Source organism: Paractinoplanes aksuensis (assembly GCF_024137025.1).
GTDB lineage: Bacteria > Actinomycetota > Actinomycetes > Mycobacteriales > Micromonosporaceae > Actinoplanes > Actinoplanes aksuensis.
Genome location: NZ_JAMYJR010000003.1, coordinates 24,104 through 43,049 on the forward strand (window position 1 = coordinate 24,104; position 18,946 = coordinate 43,049).

Annotated in this window: 16 protein-coding genes and 1 pseudogene; 14 read left to right on the top strand and 3 right to left on the bottom strand. The window is 69.2% G+C overall.

All coding sequences use genetic code 11. From position 1 onward, the window contains the following. The first annotated feature begins 541 nt into the window (after positions 1 to 541). From M1L60_RS04485 to M1L60_RS04510, 6 genes are read left to right on the top strand one after another with little or no spacing between them, the layout of a single operon-like run. Positions 542 to 1,855 carry an ABC transporter substrate-binding protein gene (locus M1L60_RS04485; protein ID WP_253235990.1) on the top strand — a complete coding sequence of 438 codons (1,314 nt, stop codon included), beginning with the start codon at positions 542 to 544 and terminating at the stop codon, positions 1,853 to 1,855. A 57-nt stretch (positions 1,856 to 1,912) separates the two neighbouring features. Continuing rightward, positions 1,913 to 2,797, top strand: a complete 885-nt coding sequence (locus tag M1L60_RS04490; protein WP_253235991.1) for a carbohydrate ABC transporter permease — start codon at positions 1,913 to 1,915, stop codon at positions 2,795 to 2,797. Next, the gene (locus M1L60_RS04495) at positions 2,794 to 3,675 is read left to right on the top strand and encodes a carbohydrate ABC transporter permease (protein WP_253235992.1); all 882 of its coding nucleotides are present in this window, start codon (positions 2,794 to 2,796) and stop codon (positions 3,673 to 3,675) included. Before M1L60_RS04490 ends, M1L60_RS04495 begins: the two co-directional genes overlap by 4 nt. Before the next feature lie 9 nt (positions 3,676 to 3,684). Beyond that, the gene (gene yicI / locus M1L60_RS04500; protein ID WP_253235993.1) at positions 3,685 to 5,916 is read left to right on the top strand and encodes an alpha-xylosidase; all 2,232 of its coding nucleotides are present in this window, start codon (positions 3,685 to 3,687) and stop codon (positions 5,914 to 5,916) included. Between the two features lie 58 nt (positions 5,917 to 5,974). Next, positions 5,975 to 7,000: a PfkB family carbohydrate kinase gene (locus M1L60_RS04505; RefSeq protein WP_253235994.1), complete on the top strand. Its 1,026-nt coding sequence runs from the start codon at positions 5,975 to 5,977 to the stop codon at positions 6,998 to 7,000. After that, a complete protein-coding gene (locus M1L60_RS04510; protein ID WP_253235995.1) occupies positions 6,990 to 8,306 on the top strand; it encodes a family 4 glycosyl hydrolase in 1,317 nt (438 codons plus the stop codon). Before M1L60_RS04505 ends, M1L60_RS04510 begins: the two co-directional genes overlap by 11 nt. Positions 8,307 to 8,899: 593 nt before the next feature. On the opposite strand, the gene M1L60_RS04515 is transcribed toward M1L60_RS04510, so the two are convergent. Next, entirely contained in the window at positions 8,900 to 9,100 is a 201-nt protein-coding gene (locus tag M1L60_RS04515; protein WP_253235996.1) for a glycine zipper domain-containing protein, read from the bottom strand. A gap of 574 nt (positions 9,101 to 9,674) precedes the next feature. Between M1L60_RS04515 and M1L60_RS04520 the strand changes: the two genes are divergently transcribed. Both M1L60_RS04520 and M1L60_RS04525 read left to right on the top strand, forming a co-directional pair. Beyond that, entirely contained in the window at positions 9,675 to 9,935 is a 261-nt protein-coding gene (locus tag M1L60_RS04520; RefSeq protein ID WP_253236485.1) for a DUF899 family protein, read from the top strand. Then, positions 9,859 to 10,164 (top strand): DUF899 family protein, encoded by a 306-nt coding sequence (locus M1L60_RS04525; protein ID WP_253235997.1) that lies wholly within the window; start codon positions 9,859 to 9,861, stop codon positions 10,162 to 10,164. The genes M1L60_RS04520 and M1L60_RS04525 overlap by 77 nt, the downstream gene beginning before the upstream one ends. Positions 10,165 to 10,174: 10 nt before the next feature. On the opposite strand, the gene M1L60_RS04530 is transcribed toward M1L60_RS04525, so the two are convergent. Then, on the bottom strand, positions 10,175 to 10,636 hold the full coding sequence (locus M1L60_RS04530) for a CGNR zinc finger domain-containing protein (RefSeq protein ID WP_253235998.1): 462 nt from the start codon (positions 10,634 to 10,636) through the stop codon (positions 10,175 to 10,177). 151 nt (positions 10,637 to 10,787) lie between these two features. Here M1L60_RS04530 and M1L60_RS04535 point away from each other — a divergent pair. From M1L60_RS04535 to M1L60_RS04555, 5 genes and pseudogenes are all read left to right on the top strand, one after another. Continuing rightward, positions 10,788 to 12,275 (top strand): annotated as a pseudogene (locus M1L60_RS04535) (MFS transporter); the annotation flags it as partial. Between the two features lie 388 nt (positions 12,276 to 12,663). Further along, on the top strand, positions 12,664 to 13,389 hold the full coding sequence (locus tag M1L60_RS04540; RefSeq protein ID WP_253236000.1) for a redoxin domain-containing protein: 726 nt from the start codon (positions 12,664 to 12,666) through the stop codon (positions 13,387 to 13,389). 110 nt (positions 13,390 to 13,499) lie between these two features. After that, a complete protein-coding gene (locus M1L60_RS04545; protein WP_253236001.1) occupies positions 13,500 to 14,201 on the top strand; it encodes a phosphatase PAP2 family protein in 702 nt (233 codons plus the stop codon). 11 nt (positions 14,202 to 14,212) lie between these two features. Next, positions 14,213 to 14,911: a phosphatase PAP2 family protein gene (locus M1L60_RS04550; protein ID WP_253236002.1), complete on the top strand. Its 699-nt coding sequence runs from the start codon at positions 14,213 to 14,215 to the stop codon at positions 14,909 to 14,911. A 44-nt stretch (positions 14,912 to 14,955) separates the two neighbouring features. After that, complete coding sequence (locus M1L60_RS04555; RefSeq protein WP_253236003.1) at positions 14,956 to 15,471, top strand: hypothetical protein; 516 nt, start codon at positions 14,956 to 14,958, stop codon at positions 15,469 to 15,471. On the opposite strand, the gene M1L60_RS04560 is transcribed toward M1L60_RS04555, so the two are convergent. Further along, on the bottom strand, positions 15,461 to 16,936 hold the full coding sequence (locus tag M1L60_RS04560) for a mannitol dehydrogenase family protein (protein ID WP_253236004.1): 1,476 nt from the start codon (positions 16,934 to 16,936) through the stop codon (positions 15,461 to 15,463). The two genes, M1L60_RS04555 and M1L60_RS04560, sit on opposite strands and share 11 nt — an antisense overlap. Positions 16,937 to 17,158: 222 nt before the next feature. Between M1L60_RS04560 and M1L60_RS04565 the strand changes: the two genes are divergently transcribed. After that, on the top strand, positions 17,159 to 18,385 hold the full coding sequence (locus M1L60_RS04565) for a hypothetical protein (RefSeq protein ID WP_253236005.1): 1,227 nt from the start codon (positions 17,159 to 17,161) through the stop codon (positions 18,383 to 18,385). Positions 18,386 to 18,946: the final 561 nt, after the last annotated feature.

Here is an 18,946-nt window from a genome sequence, read left to right on the forward strand (position 1 = left end):
CCCCGGCGATCGGTTGCCTCCCTTTCGGGCCCATACTTCGCGGCTTGCCTTTGGGTCGCGCTGCCCGAGCCGGGGTCACGCCGCCCCCGCTCATCGTGCCTGTTCGGGCCTCGCCGCCTGCGCCGTGCCGCCCGCCTGCGCCGTGCCGCCCGCCTGCGCCGTGCCGCCCGCCTGCGCCGTGCCGCCCGCCTGCGCCGTCCGCTTGCCGCGCCGTTCGTGCCGGCCCTGCTTGCGACGCCGGCCGCGTCGTGTCGGCCGTGTCAGCTCCGCTCGCTCTGCCGTCGGTGCCGTCGCGCCGCGCCGCCTCTGTCGCTGCGAGTGCTGTGCTGATCGGTAGCCGCGGCCGCCGTGCCGAGCGGGCCGTGCGGGGCGGCGCCGGGTGGGTGGGGTGTGGCGATCACGGTCTTGGAAATGTCTTCGTCACACCGTTGACATCTGTGTGGGGCGGAGCCTAGCGTCCTGTCAAAGTCCCGCGTCGAAGCGCTTCGACGAATGCCAGTCGAAGCGCTTCGACGGAGCCCCTCCCGGAGGACGAACAGACATGATTCGATCGCGAGCCGGTCTCTCGGCCGGTGCCCTCTTGCTTGCTGCCTCGCTCGGTCTCGCCGCCTGTGGCGGGTCCGACGACTCCTCGTCCGAGGAGGGGGCCGACGCCAAGGTGCTCAGCCTGTGGCACTACGAGGGTCCGAACAGTGCCATGGGTATCGCCTGGAACAAGGCCATCGAGGAGTTCAAGAGCTCCCACCCGGGCGTCGAGGTGAAGTTCGAGGAGAAGAGCTTCGAGCAGATCCAGCAGAACGCCCAGATGATCCTGAACTCCGACAGCGCGCCGGACATCATGGAGTACAACAAGGGCAACGCCACCGCCGGCCTGCTGTCGAAGCAGGGCCTGCTCACCGACCTCACCGAGGAGTCGAGCAAGCGCGGCTGGGACAAGGCCCTCAACTCGAGCCTGCAGACCACCACGAAGTACGACGACGACGGCATCATGGGCTCAGGCAAGACGTTCGGCGTGCCCAACTACGCGGAATACGTCGAGGTCTACTACAACAAGGACCTGTTCAAGAAGTACAACCTGCAGGTGCCGACCACGCTCGACGAGTTCACCAAGGTGATGGACACGTTCGTGCAGAACAAGGTCACCCCGCTCGCCGTCGGCGGCGCCGAGTACCCGGCCCAGCAGATTCTCTACTCGCTCGCGCTGAGCAAGGCCGACCGGGCCTGGGTCGACGACTACCAGCTCTACAAGAACAAGGTCGACTTCAAGGGCCCGCAGCTCAAGTATGGCGCGGACACCTTCAAGCAGTGGGTCGACAAGGGCTACATCGCCAAGAACTCGGCCGGCATCAAGGCCGAGGACATGGGCGTCTCGTTCACCCAGGGCAAGTTCCCGATCATGATCTCGGGCTCGTGGTGGTACGGCCGGTTCGTCAACGAGATCAAGGGCTTCGAGTGGGGCACGTTCCTGTTCCCCGGCAACAAGTTGCACCCGGGCTCCAGCGGCAACCTCTGGGTCGTACCGGAGAAGAGCAAGGCCAAGGCCCTGGCGTACGACTTCATCGACATCACCATGAAGCCGGAGATCCAGGCCCTGCTCGGCAACAACGGCGGTGTGCCGGTGGCGGCCGACGCCGCGGCGATCACCGACCCGAAGAACAAGGAACTCATCGAGAACTTCAACAAGGTCTCCGGTGAGGACGGGCTCGCGTTCTACCCCGACTGGCCGGCCCCCGGCTACTACGACGTGCTCGTGGCCGGCGTGCAGGGCCTGATCAACGGGTCCAAGACGCCCGATCAGGTGCTCGACGAGATCGCCAAGCCGTACGACGAGAACCTCGCCGACCTCGGCAAGTGACCCGGGACGCGGGTGGGGGCGCGAGCCCCTGCCCGCGTACAGGAAAGAGGGAAACGCATGAGGCGCAAGGGGTACTGGCCGTTCCTGATCCCGGGCGTGCTGGCCAGCCTGCTCGTGATCGTTGTGCCGCTGGTGATGACCGTCTACACGAGCTTCACGAAGTGGAACGGCGTCGGCGAGCAGCGCTGGATCGGGTTCGACAACTACACGCGGCTGTTCGAGGACTCGCTGTTCTGGGGCTCGTTCAGCAACATTCTGCTGCTCATCCTGGCCATGGCCGTGGTGCCGACGCTGCTGGGCCTGTTCCTGGCCGCGGTCCTGTTCGACTACGTGGCCAAGAAGTTCAGCAACCGGTGGGCCTCGCTGTTCCGGTCCGGGTTCTATCTGCCGCAGATCATCCCGGTCGCGGTCACCGGCATCGTCTGGGGCTGGATCCTGCACCCCGAGTACGGCGCGCTCAACAAGATCCTCGAGACGGTCGGGCTGGGCTCACTGGCCCACAACTGGCTCGGTGAGCCGGGATCGGCGCTGTACAGCGTCATGGGCATCATGATCTGGGTCCAGCTGGGCTATCCGATCGTCATGTTCATGGCCGGCCTGCAGCGGGTCGACCCCGAGCTGTACGAGGCGGCCGACCTGGACGGCGCGACCTGGTGGCAGCGGTTCCGCAAGATCACCGTGTATCTGATCCGGCCCGAGTTCTACGTCGTGCTGGTCACGACCACGATCGCGGCGCTCAAGATCTTCGGCCCGATCTTCGTGCTGACCGGTGGCGGGCCGAGCAACGCCACGCTCGTGCCGAGCTACTTCGCGTACAAGAACTTCTTCGAGAAAGCCCAGGTCGGGTACGGATCGGCGATCTCCACGGTGTTGACCGTGCTGATCATCGTGCTGTCCATCGTGTTCCTGCGGCTGCAGAACCGCGCGGAGCGTAAAGCATGACAGTCACGGCGAATCGTCCAAAGACCGAACCCGAGCCCACCGTACGCGCGGAGAAGCGGGCCAATCCGGTCCGTTTCCTCGTTCTCGCGGGCTTGCTGGCGTTGCTCCTGATCATCATCGCCCCGCTGCTGATCATCACGATCAACGCGGTCAAGAGCCCGGCCGACTACGCGAGCGGCGGTCCGCTGTCGCTGCCGCCCTCCCTGTACTGGGACGGGATCGTCGACTTCTGGAACCGGGTCGACTTCGGCCAGAAGCTCTGGAACAGCTTCATCACCAGCTTCACGGTGGCGGTGCTCGGCGTCCTGCTCTCGGTCCTCAACGCGTACGCCCTGGGCATCGGCAAGGTCAAGGGCCGGCTCTGGTTCCTGGTGTTCTTCCTGGTCGCGAACCTGCTGCCGCAAGAGGTGCTGGTCTATCCGCTGTACTTCCTGTCCAAGGAGGCCGGCCTCTACGACAGCCTGATCTCGATCGTCATCATCTTCACGGTCATCCAGGCCGCCTTCGGCACGTACCTGTTGACCTCGGTCTACCAGGAGTTCCCGACCGAGCTGCTGGACGCCGCGGACGTCGACGGCGCGGGCAAGCTGCGCACCCTGTGGAGCGTCGTCGTGCCGGTCAGCCGGCCCACGCTGGGCGTGCTGTTCACGTTCTTCTTCATCTGGACGTGGAACGAGTTCTTCCTGCCCCTGGTCTTCCTGGTCTCGAACGACAACCAGACGGTGCCGGTGGCCCTGGGCGTGCTGCAGGGCGACCGCCTGATGGACGTGACCATGACCAGCTCGTCCGGCCTGATCGGCATCCTGCCCGCCCTGCTGTTCTTCCTGATCTTCCAGCGCACGCTCACTCGCGGCATCACTGCCGGCGCGATCAAGTAAAGGACCCCCATGAAGTTCACCGACGGGTACTGGCTCAAGCGCAAGGGCTTCAGCGTCCTGCACCCGGCGCAGCTGCGGGACAGCCAGGCCGACGAGCGGACGCTGACCGCGTGGGCCACGACCAAGCCCGTACGCAGCCGGTCCGACACTCTCGACACGCCGCTGATCACCATCAAGCTGTCGTCGCCGGCGCCGGACGTCATCCGGGTCTCGATGGGCCACTTCCTCGGCGGCGCGCCGCAGGGCCCCAACTTCGAGATCGCGGAACAGGAGCACCCGGTCACGATCGACGCCACGTCGCTGACCGCCGGCAACCTGACCGCGCGTTTTGACGCCGGGGAGAAGTGGGGACTCGACTTCGTCGCCGAGGGCAAGCGGCTGACCGGCACCGGCTGGCGCGGCATGGGCATCGTGGACAGCGCCGACGGCGAGCACTACGTGCACGAGCAGCTCGACCTGGGCGTGGGCGAGGCCGTATACGGGCTGGGCGAGCGCTTCGGGCCGTACGTGAAGAACGGCCAGAGCATCGACATCTGGAACGAGGACGGCGGCACCAGCAGCGAACTGGCGTACAAAAATGTGCCTTTCTATCTGACCAACCGCGGGTACGGCGTCCTGGTGGATCACCCGGGCAAGGTGTCGTTCGAGGTGGCCAGCGAGATGGTGTCGCGCACCCAGTTCAGCGTGGCCGGCCAGACGCTGTCGTACCTGGTCATCTATGGCCCGACGCCGGCTGACATCCTGCGCAAGTACACCGCGCTGACCGGCCGGCCCGCGCTGCCACCGGCCTGGTCCTTCGGGCTCTGGCTGACCACGTCGTTCACTACGCCGTACGACGAAGAGACTGTGACGTCATTCGTCGACGGCATGGCCGAGCGGGATCTGCCGCTCAGCGTGTTCCACTTCGACACGTTCTGGATGCGCGAGTTCCACTGGTGCGACTTCGAGTGGGACCCGGCGATCTTCCCCGACCCGCCGGGCATGCTGAAGCGCCTGCACGACCGCGGCCTGCGCACGTGTCTGTGGATCAACCCGTACATCGCGCAGCGCTCGGCCATGTTCGCCGAGGGTCTCGAGAACGGGTTCCTGGTCAAGAAGGCCGGCGGCGACGTCTGGCAGTGGGACAAGTGGCAGGCCGGCATGGCGCTGGTCGACTTCACCAACCCGGCCGCCCGCGAGTGGTACGGGGCCAAGCTTGCGGCCCTGGTCGAGATGGGCGTGGACGCCTTCAAGTCGGACTTCGGCGAGCGCATCCCGACCGACGTGGTGTGGCACGACGGCTCCGACCCCGAGCGGATGCACAACTACTACACGCAGATCTACAACCAGGTGGTCTTCGACGTCCTTCGCTCCGCGAAAGGCGAGGACGAGGCCGTGCTCTTCGCGCGGTCGGCCACCGTCGGCGGCCAGCAGTTCCCCGTGCACTGGGGTGGGGACAACTCCGCGACGTACGAGTCGATGGCCGAGAGCCTGCGCGGCGGCCTCTCGCTGATGAGCTCGGGTTTCGGGTTCTGGAGCCACGACATCGGCGGCTTCGAGGGGCGGCCCGACCCGGCCGTCTTCAAGCGGTGGATCGCCTTCGGGCTGCTGTCGTCGCACAGCCGCCTGCACGGCAACCACTCGTACCGGGTGCCGTGGCTGTTCGACGACGAGTCGGTCGAGGTGCTGCGCTCCTTCACGCACCTGAAGTACAGCCTGATGCCGTACCTGTGGGAAGCGGCGCGGCAGGCCCACGAGCAGGGACTTCCGGTGATGCGCCCGATGGTGCTGGGCTTCCCGGACGACCCGGCGGTGACCCACGTCGACCGGCAGTACCTGCTCGGCGGCGACCTGCTGGTGGCGCCGGTGTTCAGCGAGGGCGGCGAGGTCAGCTACTACCTGCCGGCCGGCCGCTGGACCCGCTGGCACACCGGTGAGGTCCTCGAGGGGCCGGGCTGGCAGCACGAGACGCACGGCTTCGACAGCGTGCCGCTGCTGGTGCGGCCGGGCGCGGTCGTCCCGGTCGGCAACCGGACCGATCAACCCGATTACGCGTACGCCGACGGGGTCACGCTGCGGGTCTTCGAACCGGCCGAGGGCAGCACGGCGGTGCGGGTCGGGGACAGCACGTTCACGGTGACCCGCGACGGCACGGCCATCCGGGTCGAGCGGGACGGCGCGGCGCTGCCGTGGCGGGTCGAGATCGTGGGCGGGCCGTCGGCCGACCTGGGCGCCGGCGACGCGAGCTGGGTCGCCGGATAATCCGCAAGGTGGGGCTCGCCACCCTGGTCAGCGGGCCCCACCGACATAAGATCTGCAGATGAACCCGGCACTGGACCTGTTCGTCCCAGGTGTCGTCTTCCTCGACATCGTGTTCACCGGGCTCGAGGGCGTGCCCGAGCCCGGCACCGAGGTGTGGGCCTCGGGCATGGGCTCGTGCCCGGGCGGCATCGCCAACCTGGCCGTCGCCGCGTCCCGGCTCGGGCTGCGCACCGGGCTCGGCACGGCCCTGGCCACCGACACCTACGGCGACTTCTGCGCCGACATCCTGTGCGGGCAAGAGAACATCAATCTCGACGCGTCCCGCCGCATCGAGGGGCACTCCCCGGTCACCGTCTCGCTCGCGTACGACCGCGACCGCAGCATGATCACCCACGGGCACCCGCTGCCGCTCAACGCCGACGGGCTGGTCGGCGAGCTCCCGGCGGCCCGGGCGGCGTCGGTCTCGCTGACCAGGGACAGGCTGCCCTGGGTCCAGCGGGCCAAAGCGGCCGGCACTCTGGTCTTCGCCGACGTCGGGTGGGACGCCAGCGCCGAGTGGCCGGCCGAGGTGCTCGACATGCTCGAGGACTGCCACGCGTTCGTGCCCAACGCGGTCGAGGCCATGCAGTACACCCGCACGGCGACCCCGGCCGAGGCGCTCGAGAAGCTGGCCGGGCTGGCCCCGGTGGTGGTCGTGACCTGCGGCAGCGACGGGGTGCTGGCCCACGACGCGCGCACCGGCGAGACCGTGCACGTGCCGGCCGTACCGGTGCCGGCCCTTGACCCGACGGGCGCCGGGGACGTCTTCACGGCCGGGTTCATCCTGGGCAGCCTGCGGGAATGGCCGCTCGCGCAGAGCCTGGCCTTCGCCAACCTGATCGCGGCGCTCTCGGTGCAGCACTTCGGGGGATCGCTCTCGGCCCCCGGCTGGGGCGACATCGCGGACTGGTGGCGCGGGGCGCGGTCGTCGGCGCTCGCCGAGCGGTACGCGTTCCTCGACGACGTGATTCCCGAGGGTGAGCAGCGCACGGTGCGCCGCGCGACCGCCACCATCGCCCGGTTGTCGGACGCCCATGCCCGGTAAACGACTGGTCATCCTGGGCGGCGGCGGCTTCCGCGTGCCCCTGGTCCACGGCGCCCTGCTCGGCCGGGATTCTCCGATCACGGAGGTCGTGCTGCACGACGTCGACGTGTCGCGGCTCAACGCGATCGGGCGGGTGCTGCGTCACCAGGCCGCCGGTGTCGTCGGCGCGCCGTCGGTCGAGGCCACCACCGACCTGACCGAAGCGCTGACGGGCGCCGACTTCGTGTTCAGCGCGATCCGCGTCCGCGGGCTCGAGGGCCGCGTGATCGACGAGCGGGTCGCCCTCGGCGAGGGCGTGCTCGGGCAAGAAACGGTGGGGGCGGGCGGCATCGCGTACGGGCTGCGGACCGTGCCCGTCGCGCGGGCCATCGCCCGGCGGATCAGCCTGGTCGCGCCCGACGCCTGGGTCATCAACTTCACCAACCCGGCCGGCCTGGTCACCGAGGCCATGTCCGAGTTCCTGGGCGATCGGGTGATCGGCATCTGCGACTCGCCGTCCGCGCTGGCCCGGCGGGTGGTGCGGGCGCTGGGGGTTCCCTCGGCTTCGATCTCGTATGCCGGCTTGAACCACCTGGGCTGGCTGACCGCCGTACGGGTAGGGGAGCGCGACCTGCTGCCGGAGCTGCTGGCCTCGCCGGCGATCGAGTCCTTCGAGGAGGGGCGGCTCTTCGGGGCTGCGCACCTGCGGTCGCTGGGCGCGGTGCCGAACGAATACCTGCACTATTACTACGACAACGAGGCACTGGTCCGGGCCGAGCTGGCCGCCGAAGAGACCCGCGGCGAGTTCCTGCTGCGGCAACAGCGGGATTGCTACGCGATGCTGACGACCACTGAGGGCGACGCCTTCGAGGCCTGGGACGCGGTCCGGCGGCAGCGCGACGCGACCTACATGGCAATGGAGGGGCTGGGCGAACGCGACGACGCCGAGGGCGGCGGCTACGAGGATGTGGCCCTGGCCTTGATGCTGGCGATCGCCCAGAACTCGCGGCAAGAGCTGATCCTCAACGTACGCAACCGTGGCACCCTGCCCGAACTGGACGACGACGCGGTGGTCGAGGTGCCGTGCGTGGTCGACGGCTCGGGCGCGCGCCCACTGCCCTCCGACGGCCTGCCCTCCCACGGCGTCGACCTGGTGAAGCGCATCAAGGCCACCGACCGCGCCGTCCTGACCGCAGCCGACACCGGCTCCCGCGCCCTGGCCGTCCGGGCCATGGCCGCCCACCCTTTGATCGACTCAGTGCCGGTGGCCCGCCGACTCATCGCCGCCTATCAGGAAAAGCTGCCGGAGCTGAACTACCTGACCTGAAGATCGCCCGAAATCTCCGCGATCCTGGGCGCAGATTCGGACTCAAGAGCCGAGAAGAGTGCTTCGGAAGGCGACGTCAGCCGAACTCGATCCAGGGATACGCGCCTGATCAAGGGTTCGTGAATTGATCGTCCAGCTTGCTCGGCGATGCCACCATGCGCTCATGGATCCTGAGGTTGCCGTGGCCGCAATGGCAATGATCGTTTCGGTAGCAGCGCTGGCCGTGACGTCGACAATGTCCTCGAGGCAGGTCCGACGGTTTCGAACACCTGGCTGTTCGGGCATTTGCCACTGACCCGGTGTCCCTCCAGCGGAACTTGCGGCTGCAGAAAGTGCCACCTGACGCCCGGCGAATTGTTTTCCAACGCCTGGCGGCCGGACCAACCGCAGGTTGATAAGTTCCCCTCGACGACACCGGGCCGCGAAGCTCAGATCTTGGACTCAATTGTTGCGATCCACTCGATATCCAGGATCACGACCACCCGCCGGCCGCTTTGGTGTCCGGTGGGTTGTGAAACTTTGTCCCCGCCACTTTCTCTGTTGGTACGACTCTTACTTTGGCGTATGCGCCCGGTATGCGCAGGAGTGCGGAGTCAGCCGCGGGCGTTTCTTCGCGCGATGAAGAGGACGCCGGCGACAACGCCCAGGCTTGAACCCAGCGAGACGCCAAGAGCGAGGTTGTCGAAGAGAAGGCCGGCGAGGGTGCCGAAGAGAGCGCCGAACGCGATCCAGATCCCGAGATTTGCCCAGAGCCCGGAACCTGCGGCGCCATCGGGAGTGTTGTTGTTCGTCATCGGATCTCTCCCAGGATGAGGGGAAAGGCTGACAATCCGGCGGCCCACCACGGCGCATGCGCAACCAGCCCGAACCTAGCACCCGGCATCAATTGGCGAGGCGCTGCCGGGCGCTCATGGCACATGGAAAACAGCCGATCATCCGATCGCCTGGTAGCTCATAACGCCCAGCCACGCGCTTACCGGGATCGGGCGCCCGGATCTGGCGCGATCCGCTCGATACGAAACGTCGCGGCTCGGGCCGTTGTCTGAGAATCATCTGGCACACCCCAGGAATTGATCAACGCGGATCGGCGGCAGCGTAAGGCTGGGGTTCAGCGGGCCGGTCCGGTCGTGTCTCAGGCGTGCGCGAGGTTGGAGGAGCGGCGCATCTTGGCTGGGCGTGATCTGCATCGAGCCCGATGTCGTGCTGACAACCCGACGGGGCGGCCAGGCGGAGTCGCGTCACGTCGAGCCGCGGCGTCGGATTCTGTGGCGAGGTTCGGTGAGTTTCGGGTCGGGGGCGGGTCTGTTCCGGTGAGCGTCGCAGGACGTTGTACGACGCTGCCCGGGAACGGGTGCCTTGGAGGAGATCGTGACAACCACGCCGAACGTTGTTGACCTGGACACTTGGCAAGTTGCGCGGGATGAATTGCTGGTTCGGGAGAAGGCCTATACCCGCGCTGGTGATGCGCTCGCGGCGGAGCGCCGGCGGTTGCCGATGGTGGAGTTCGATCCGGCGGTCGAGGTCGTGGGTGGCGGCGCCGGTCGGTGGGGACATGGGGTGCCTGACCTCCTTCCTGCGCGACGGGGACCGGGCCTTCCTCACCTACGGGACGACCGGGCGGGGCACTGAGCGGTTCAATGCCACCTTCGGCCTGCTCGACATGACGCCTTACGGTCGCCGGGAGGCGTGGGAGGACAACCCCGCGGGACGGCCGGCGGGGAACCCCGCGTGCTGGTACCGGCGCTCCGACGAACGCGGCCGCGCTGACGGGGGTCCGGCCAGCCGTCCGGTGCCGCAGTGGACCCGGCCCGGTGTGACCCCGGAGCAGACGCTCGGGCGAGACGGTCACCGCCACTGATGGCGGCACGTCACCCGGTGCCGGCCCTCCGCTTTCGGAAGGCGGCTGCGCGGGCGCGGTTCTGGCAGGTCAGGCAGCAGAATCGGCGCTTGCCGGCGGGGGAGGCGTCGACGTAGACGTCGGCGCACTGGTCGTCGGCGCAGAGGCCCAGGCGGCCGGGGTGGGCGGCCAGGTGGTGCCGCAGGGTCAGGGCGGCGGCCGCCCGGTCGGACTGGGCCGCGTCGGCCACCGTCCAGGACTCGGCCAGATCAGGGGCCAGCTCCGGTCGTACGCCTGTGACCCGCAACAGCTCCGTGACCAAGCGGGCCCTGGTCGTGGGGTCGGGGGTGGCGAAAATCGGGTGCAGTTCGTCGGCCAGCGTGGTCAGCTCGGCGCCGGGGCGAGGGGCGCGGCCGTCGACCCGGCAGGGCTCGGTGCCCCACTCGTTGACGAGCGTCACCAGATCGGCGATCGCCATGGGTTCGACGTTCACGGGTCACCTCCGCTGCTCCCGGCTCGTTCGTTCCGAGGACGCCGGAGCCAGCGTAACGCAATGGGGCGTCTCTTCGCGTTGCGCGGTTCAGATTCTCGCCGTAACGTCATGAGGGTCTTCATTGCGTTACGTATCGAGAGGGTGTGGAACCATGCGTGCGACGGCCGGCGCACGGCAATGGGTCGGACTGGCGGTGCTCGCGCTGCCCTGTCTGCTGGTGTCGCTCGACGCCGAGGTCCTCAACATGGCGGCGCCGCAACTCTCGGCCGACCTGCGACCCACCGCGGTGCAGCTTCTGTGGATCATGGACAGCTACGTGTTCGTCGTGGCCGGGTTCCTGATCGCGATGGGTGTGCTCGGCGACCGCATCGGGCGCCGCCGCCTGTTGCTGGCCGGTGCGGTCGCCTTCGCGTTGTCGTCGCTGCTCGCGGCGTTCGCCACCAGCCCGGAGCTGCTGATCGCGGCCCGCGTGCTGATGGGCCTGGCCGGGGCGTCGCTGATGCCGTCGACGCTGGCGCTGATCCGGGCCATGTTCGCCGACGCGCGGCAGCGGGGGATCGCCCTCGGCGTCTGGAGCGCGTCGTTCTCGCTGGGCGGCCTGGCCGCGCCGCTCATCGGTGGCGTCATGCTCGAACACTTCTGGTGGGGCTCGGTCTTCCTGCTGGCCGTGCCCGCGACGTTGCTGCTGGTCGTGCTCGGCCCGGCGCTGCTGCCCGAGGCCCGCGACCCCTCGGCCCGCGGGTTCGACCTGGCCGGGGCCGTGCTCAGCCTGGTCGCCGTCCTCATATTTGTGTACGGGATCAAGCGCCTGGCCGCCGAAGGCCGTCCGGCCGTGCCGCTGCTGACGCTCGTGATCGCCGGTGCCGTCCTCACCCTGTTCCTGCGCCGCCAGCGCCGGATCGCGCAACCGCTGCTCGACTTGAGCATGTTCGCCGACCGCCGGGTGCGGGTCGGGCTGATCGCCAACGCGCTCTCGTTCTTCGTGCTTTACGGCACGCAGCTCGCCATCGTCCAGTACCTGCAGATCGTGCTCGACCTGTCGCCGCTGCGGGCCGGCCTGTGGGCGCTGCCGTCGGTGGGCGCGTTCCTGCTGGCGTCCTTGCTCGGGCCGATGCTGGTGCGCTGGTTCCCGGCCGGGCGGGTGATCGCGGTCGGCGCTGTGATCATGGCGGCGGGCCACGGGCTGATGGCCCTGGCCCCGTACGGCGGAGGTCTGCCGATCCTGGTCGCCGGCATGGTGATCGGCGGGTTCGGGCTGGCGCCGGTCTACACGCTCACCACCGATCTGGTCGTTTCCTCGGTACGGTCGTCGCGCGCGGGCATGGGGGCCGCGGTCACCGAGACCGGGGCCGAGCTGGGCGGGGCGATCGGCATCGCCGTGCTCGGATCGGTGGTGGTGGCGGCCTACCGCAGCGGGATGTCCGGGGTGCCCGGCCTGCCCGCCGACGGCACGCTGATGGACGCGGCGGCCGCGGCTGATCGGCTGCCCGGCTCGATGGGCACGGCGCTGCTGCAACAGGCCGACAACGCGTACGGGATGGCGTTCGCGGTGGTGTCGCTGGTCGCGGCCGGATTGGTCGCGGTGGCGGCGGTGCTGGCGTTCCGGGTGTTGTGGCCCACCCCGCCGGGAGCGGCCGCGCCCGCATCCGAACCGTCCGATATGGTCGTGCCGACTCAACCGTCGGAGCACTCAGCCGACGGCGGCGAGCGCGCAACAATGTCGGCCGTTGACCGCTGACGCTCGGTCGGCTGATCGCGGGCGACTGCGGTGGCAGCCGGGATGCGTCGGTGATGTCTGTCGGCGGCGGTGTTCACGGGCGGCGCTTGTCGGGTTCTCGGGTGGCGCTTGTCGGCGAGATTGCACACCGTGACGCGCGACGGTGACGTCGAGTGGCGGTCGGCGGATCGCCGTGGCCGAGAGTGACGATTGTCGCTTTGCGTTAACTCTTGTGCGGTGTCCTTAACGCCGGAATTCCGCTAGGCTATATCTCCTATCTGCGAAATAGAATTTGAAGGGGGTGGGGGCGATGACCACAGCCGCGCACAGCGCCAAGCCGGCCGACACGAGGCATCTCGCGCTGGAGGACGCGGCCACATGCGAGCCTTTCGCCCCCGCGTCGTCCGGTCGCGTCGCCGATGCCCGGCGGGTTCCGGGCGGTCGGATCGGCGCCGACCGGGGGCATGCTCCGGCCCGGGGAGTGCGCTCCCGCGGTATGGGATCGACCGAATTGTCGTACAACGCGCTCGACCGCGACGACATCTGGGGCCGGATCGTCAAGCCCGGCGCCCGGTTGCCCTCCGTGGTGTTGCTCGAGGCCGACCTGGGCCCCATCCATCTCGATCGGCTGCGGCAGACCGGCCCGATCGTGCTGGCCTTCTTCCCGTACGCGTCGAGCGAGACCGCCGATGCCGCCCTCGCCGACTACGAGCGCCGGCTGGCCCCCGCCCTGGCCGAGTCGGACGCCCACCTGGTCGCGGTCAGCCCGCAGATCCCGGCCCGCCTGGTCGAGGTCAAGCGCCGCCACGACCTGAGCTACTTCGTCGCCGCCGACCCCCGCCATCAACTGATCGACGCCTTCAATCTGGGCTTCCACGCTCCCGGGGCCGACAAGCTGCTGGGTGCGGGCCGGTCCGTGCTCCCGTTCCCGGCCGTCGTCATCGCCGACCGTACGGGCGTGGTCCGCTTCGCCGACGTCCGCCCTGACGGCGCCGCCCACCCCGACCCCAACCGCATCCTGACTGCCCTGTCCTGACGCGGCGCCGCCCACCCAGCCCGAGCTCGACCGCTCTGGCCCAGGGGCCGTCGGCCTTGCTGGTTAACGAGACGTGTATCAGAGGTGAATAGTCGGGTATAGCTGTCGCCATGCGGGATCGAGAACATGCGCTCGAGTTTCGGCTGGCCGGGGCGGCGGCCGGGGCGGTGGTGCTGCTGGTGCCGTTCGCCGTGCTCACGGCCATGGTCGTGGGCGGGGTGGACTGGCTGCACCGGGTCGATCAGGACGTCAGCGTAGCTGTGCACGACTTCTCGTCGGGGCGCCCGGCGCTGGTCGACTTCATGTGGTGGTGGTGCCTGGTCTTCGATCCGTGGACGTGGCGGGTGGCCGCCCTCGGCCTCGTGATCTGGCTGGCCCGGCGGGGCGCCCGCTCACTCGCCTGGTGGGTGGGTATCACGATGACGGCCGGTGGGCTGCTCGGCGTACTGCTGAAATTGGTTTTCGAGCGCGACCGGCCCTCCTTCCTCGACCCGGTGGCCACGGCGGTGGGGTATTCGTTCCCGTCGGGCCATGCGCTGAACAACGCCCTCGGCGCCGCCGTCGTGCTGGCCGTGCTGCTGCCGCTGACCCGCCGCCGGCCACGGCTCCGGACGGGCCTGATCGTCGCCGGCCTCGTCGTCCCGGCCGTGACCGGCCTGTTCCGGATCGGGCTGGGCGTGCACTGGCTGAGCGACGTGCTCGCGGGCTGGCTGCTCGGCCTGATCGTGGTCGCGGCGACGATGGCCGCGTTCGCCGTCCGCCGCCGCAAGCGTGACCCGGAGCGGGGAATAGCGATCGGCGTCATTGGGTAGACAGCGCGGTCATGCCCCCGCTGATCGCGCAAATCGCCAAGCGACTGCTGCTGCCGGTGACCATATTGTTCGGCGTGATGGTCGGTCTCGGCCTGCTGGTGACCCGGGTCGTCGACCAGTCCTGGCCGCTCACCGTCGAGGACGACGTCAACCGCTCGTTCGAGGCGCATCGCAACAGTCCGCTCAACGTGATCAGCGAGATCGTCAGCCTGATCGGCAGCACCCCGGTCATCATCGCCGTGACCGGCGTGGCCGCCGCCATCCTGTACCTGAAGCTGCACCGCTGGCGCGAGCCGCTGTACCTGTGCCTCGGTGTGACCGCCCAGGCCCTGGTCTTCTTCTTCACCACGCTGGTGATCGACCGGGAGCGTCCGGCCGTGCACCGCATGGACGACTCCCCGCCCACGTCGAGCTTCCCGTCCGGGCACACGTCGGCCGCGGTCGCCCTCTACGTGGGTCTGGCCCTGCTGCTGTTCACGCTGCTGCAGCACCCGTGGGCCAAGCGCCTGGCCTGGCTGCTGGTCCTGATCCCGATCGGCGTGGCCACCTCCCGCCTCTACCGCGGGATGCACCACCCCACCGATGTCATCGCCTCGTTCCTCAACGGCGTCACCTGCGTCGTCATCATGTTCCGCGAGGTGCTGAACCGCGCCGTCCAGTGGGCGGTTCCGGCTCGCTTCCGCCCCGGCGCCCGCCGGGTGGCCCACTGATCGCACCTTTGTGGACGGTTGACGCCCTCGGCGACTCTGGAGCCATGACTCAGGTGGTTGTCGCGGTCCTGTCGGTGACGGGCGCGTTGGTCGGCGTGATGCTGGGGTCTCTGCTCAACGCGCGGGTGCAGCGCGCGTCCTGGGCCCACCAGGAGAACAACCTGTCGCTCCGGGACCGGCGCACGACGTATGCCGCCTTCGTCGCCGCCTGCCGGGAATGGCGGGCGACGGTGCTGGGCCCGGACGTGCCGATCATTCCGGCGTCCTCGGTCTCCCGCCATCCGCACGCGGACGGCGGTCAGCCGCGCGTCCAGGTCGTCCGCTACCGGGCCGAGATCGGCCTGATCGCGCACACCACGGCGACCGTCCAGGCCGCCGCTGCCCTCATGCTCGCGGTGGGGCGGTTGTCCGAGATGAGGGCCGGCCACGAGGCCGGTCAGGTTCCCGAGCCCTTCGTCCAGGCCTGCCGGGACGCGGAACGCGAGTTCAACCGGGCCGCCCGGGCCGAGCTGGGCAGCCCCGGGATCAACTTGGAGACACCGACCGGCCTTACGGCCTGACCAGGTCCTCGAGCGTTGCTTTGGCGCCCCGGGTGTGCAGGCTTTCCAGCACCGAGGTGTACGTCTCGACGAAGCGCTCGTTGTCGGCCAGATCCCCGAACAGCTCGCGGTTCTGGATGAACGCCGTCGGATTGTCCCGCTGGGTCAGGGCGATGGCGTTCAACTCGTCGCGCAGCCGGTCGACGATCTCGATCGGGGCGCCCTGCTCGTCCGTGCCCTCGTCGTAGCGGGCCCACGACGCGACCACCGCGGTGGCCAGCTTGATCTCGCCGCCGGAGTCGAGGTTGTGGCGGATCACCGGGAGCAGCCACTTCGGGATGCGGTCCGAGCTCTCCGCGCACAGCCGGGCCACCGTGTCCTTGACCTGGGCGTTGGAGAAGCGCTCGATCAACTGGTGCTGGTACTCGTCGAGGTTGATGCCGGGCACCGGTTCCAGCGTCGGTTCGGCTTCGCGCTTCATGTACGCGAGCAGGAACTCCGCGAAGGCCGGGTCCCGGGCCACGTCGTGCACGAGCCGGTAGCCGGACAGGTAACCGAAGTAGCACAGCGCCTGGTGCGACGCGTTGAGCAGTCGCAACTTCATCAGCTCGTACGGCTCGACGTCCGGCACCACCTGCACGCCGGCCTCTTCCCAGGCCGGGCGGCCGGCGCCGAAACTGTCCTCGAGCGCCCACTGCGTGAACGGCTCGCACACCACCGGCCAGCCGTCGTCCACGCCGAAGTGTTTGCGCACCTCGTCGCGGTCGTCGTCGGTCGTCACCGGGGTGATGCGGTCGACCATGCTGTTCGGGAAGCGCACATTCTCTTCCACGTACGCCGCCAGAGCCGGATCCCGCAGGCCGGCGAACGCGACGAAGCTGCGCCGGGCCGCGTCCCCGTTGCCCTGGATGTTGTCGCAGCTCATGATCGTGAACGCGGGCAGGGCCCGCTCGCGGCGGCGCTCGATCGCGGCCGTGATCAGGCCGAACGTCGTACGCGGTTGATTGGGTAACGCCAGGTCGTGCTGCACGTCCTTGTTGTCGGCCATGAACTCGCCGGTGACCGCGTTGAAGTTGTAGCCGCCCTCGGTGACCGTCAGCGACACGATCCGCACCTCGGGGGAGGCCATCTTCTCGATCACCGCGTCCGGGTCGTCCGGCGCGAACAGGTACTCCTTGATCGAGCCGATCACCCGGGCCTCGAGCGTGCCGTCGGGCGCCTTGACCACCAGCGTGTACAGCCCGTCCTGGGCGTCGAGCACCTGCTGCATGCGCCGGTCGGCCGGCATCACCCCGACCCCGCAGATCGCCCAGTCCAGGGCTTTGCCCTCGGTCATCAGGCGGTCCAGGTACATGGCCTGGTGGGCGCGGTGGAAACCGCCCACCCCGAAGTGCACGATGCCGGTGCGCAGGGCACTCCGGTCGTACGCGGGGACAGCCAGGTCGGCGGGCAGGCGGGACACGGTCTCGGCGTTGAGGGGCAGCATGGCGGCTCTTCCTCCCGGCAGTGGTTCGCAGGATCACCCACAGCATCGCATTGGAACGGCCAGGTCACCGGCGACCGACCCGAGGGATCTTGTGCACGTCCCGGTCACGGCGACTGCGCGATCGTGCACGGACGGAACGCCACGCCGACCCCGCGATGCCCGAGTCTCCTCTTCCCATGCCCGTTTTCCGTGGGCCGAACCGTCGACCGCTACCGTGCACGCATGAACGATCGGGCCACCGGCATCGGATTCGCGGCTGCTCTGGGCGCCCTGGCCGGGGCCGCCATAGCCGGACGCAAGGGCGCGGTGGCCGGCGCGGCGGCGCTCGCGGTGACCGAAACGGTCGCCCGGGCCCGGCAGCAACCGGGCCAGATCCCGCCCTGGTGGTCGCGGGTGGTGATGAGCGGCGCGCTGGCCGCGATCGGCGGCCGGCTGGTCCGGGCGAGCCCGGTGGCGGTCGGCGCCGGGGCCGGCGCGGTGGCCGGTGCGCTCGGCCTGCGCCCCCAGAAGGTGCTGCTGGGCCCGGTGGTCGGCGCGGTCGTGGGAGCGGCCTTCAAGCGCGACGCCACCCCCGCCGTGGTGGCGGCGAGCGCCGTGGTCGGGTTCCGCGCCCTGTCGGCGGTGCTGTTCCGCGATCCGCAGGTCGACCTGCTGGCCGAACGCTTACGGGCCGAGGAACTGCCTTTCGTGGTCCCGCTCGAAGCCCGTACAAATTATGTGGGAACCGGCTATGTGCGCGAACTGGCCGACGTGCTGGGCGGCAGATACCAGCCCGACGCCCCCGACGTCGGCATCGTCGCCTCGCTCGACGACCTGGCCGGCCCGCAATTCGACCCGGCCGGCGTCGACCCGCTCGTGCGCGAGTTCTACGAGCACACCACCCGCTTCCGCCTCGACATCGTCCCCGAGTGGCGGCTGTGGGTGCGCCCCGGCTACCTGCTGTACCGCAACCTCGTGGCCCGCCCGCTCGGCCAGGCCAACCTGCCGATGAACCAACGCGAGACCCTGCGCGGCGTCCGCAGCCGCATCGACACGATCACCCCCGCCGGCACGGACCTGATCGGCGTACGCGGATGGATCCGCTCCTATGCCGACACCGACGAACCCATCTACATCGGCATCTACACCACTTACCGCCACGACGGCCGAGGCTTCGTGAGCGTCGGCTTCCCCGTACCCCAGACCAGCTTCACGGCGACGCTGCTCCCGCTACCCCGCCCCGGCGGCGGCCTGGTGCTGACGAGCCGCAGCGACCTGTCCCACCCCGGCCACTACCTGACCTACATCGACCCGAAGACCCGCGAGCTGACCACGCTGGCCGTACCCGGCTTCGCCGAACAACTCGACGTCCACACCGACAACGGCCAACTACGCGCCGAACACGCCTTCTCCCTGTACGGCCTGCCGTTCCTCGTCCTCCACTACAAGATCAACCGCAAAGCTCGGTGAAGGTCCGTCGACTCGCTGCCGCGTCAGCCGTTCCCCGAGGGTGCCTACGGACGCCGCGATGCGTTCGGGGATGTGGACCACCATGTCGTACGGCTCGCTGTCATCGAGGACTTCTGGGATGACCGGAGCGAGGACGTTGCCGGGCCCGCCCGGGACGCCCTCGAACACGAACTCGACCGACTGGCGGAGGCGCTCAGCGAGGGGCGGGGTCCGGCCGAGACGGTCGAGCTCTGGGGCGACGAGGACCACTGGGACGCGCCCGTCTATTTCTTCCGCGACCAAGACGGGCGAGATGCCGGCCTGGAGTCGCCCCGAGCTCGACCGATGGGTGGCGTTGGCCGTCGTTCAAGCCGACCCGGAACTCCCGTTCGAGTTGTTCGTGGCGGTGGGAGCGGGACCGACCTGGCTCACCGCCGAAGCGGCATGAGCCGGTCAAGGGCGGGCTGTCGTAGCTGGGCTGGAGGCCTTCAGTCCGGTCTTGGGTGGCGGGCGGGGAGGTCGGACGGGGGTACGGTTCGCTGCTCCCGCCGAGGGCCGCGGCGGGGCGAGCTGGCCGCCGGC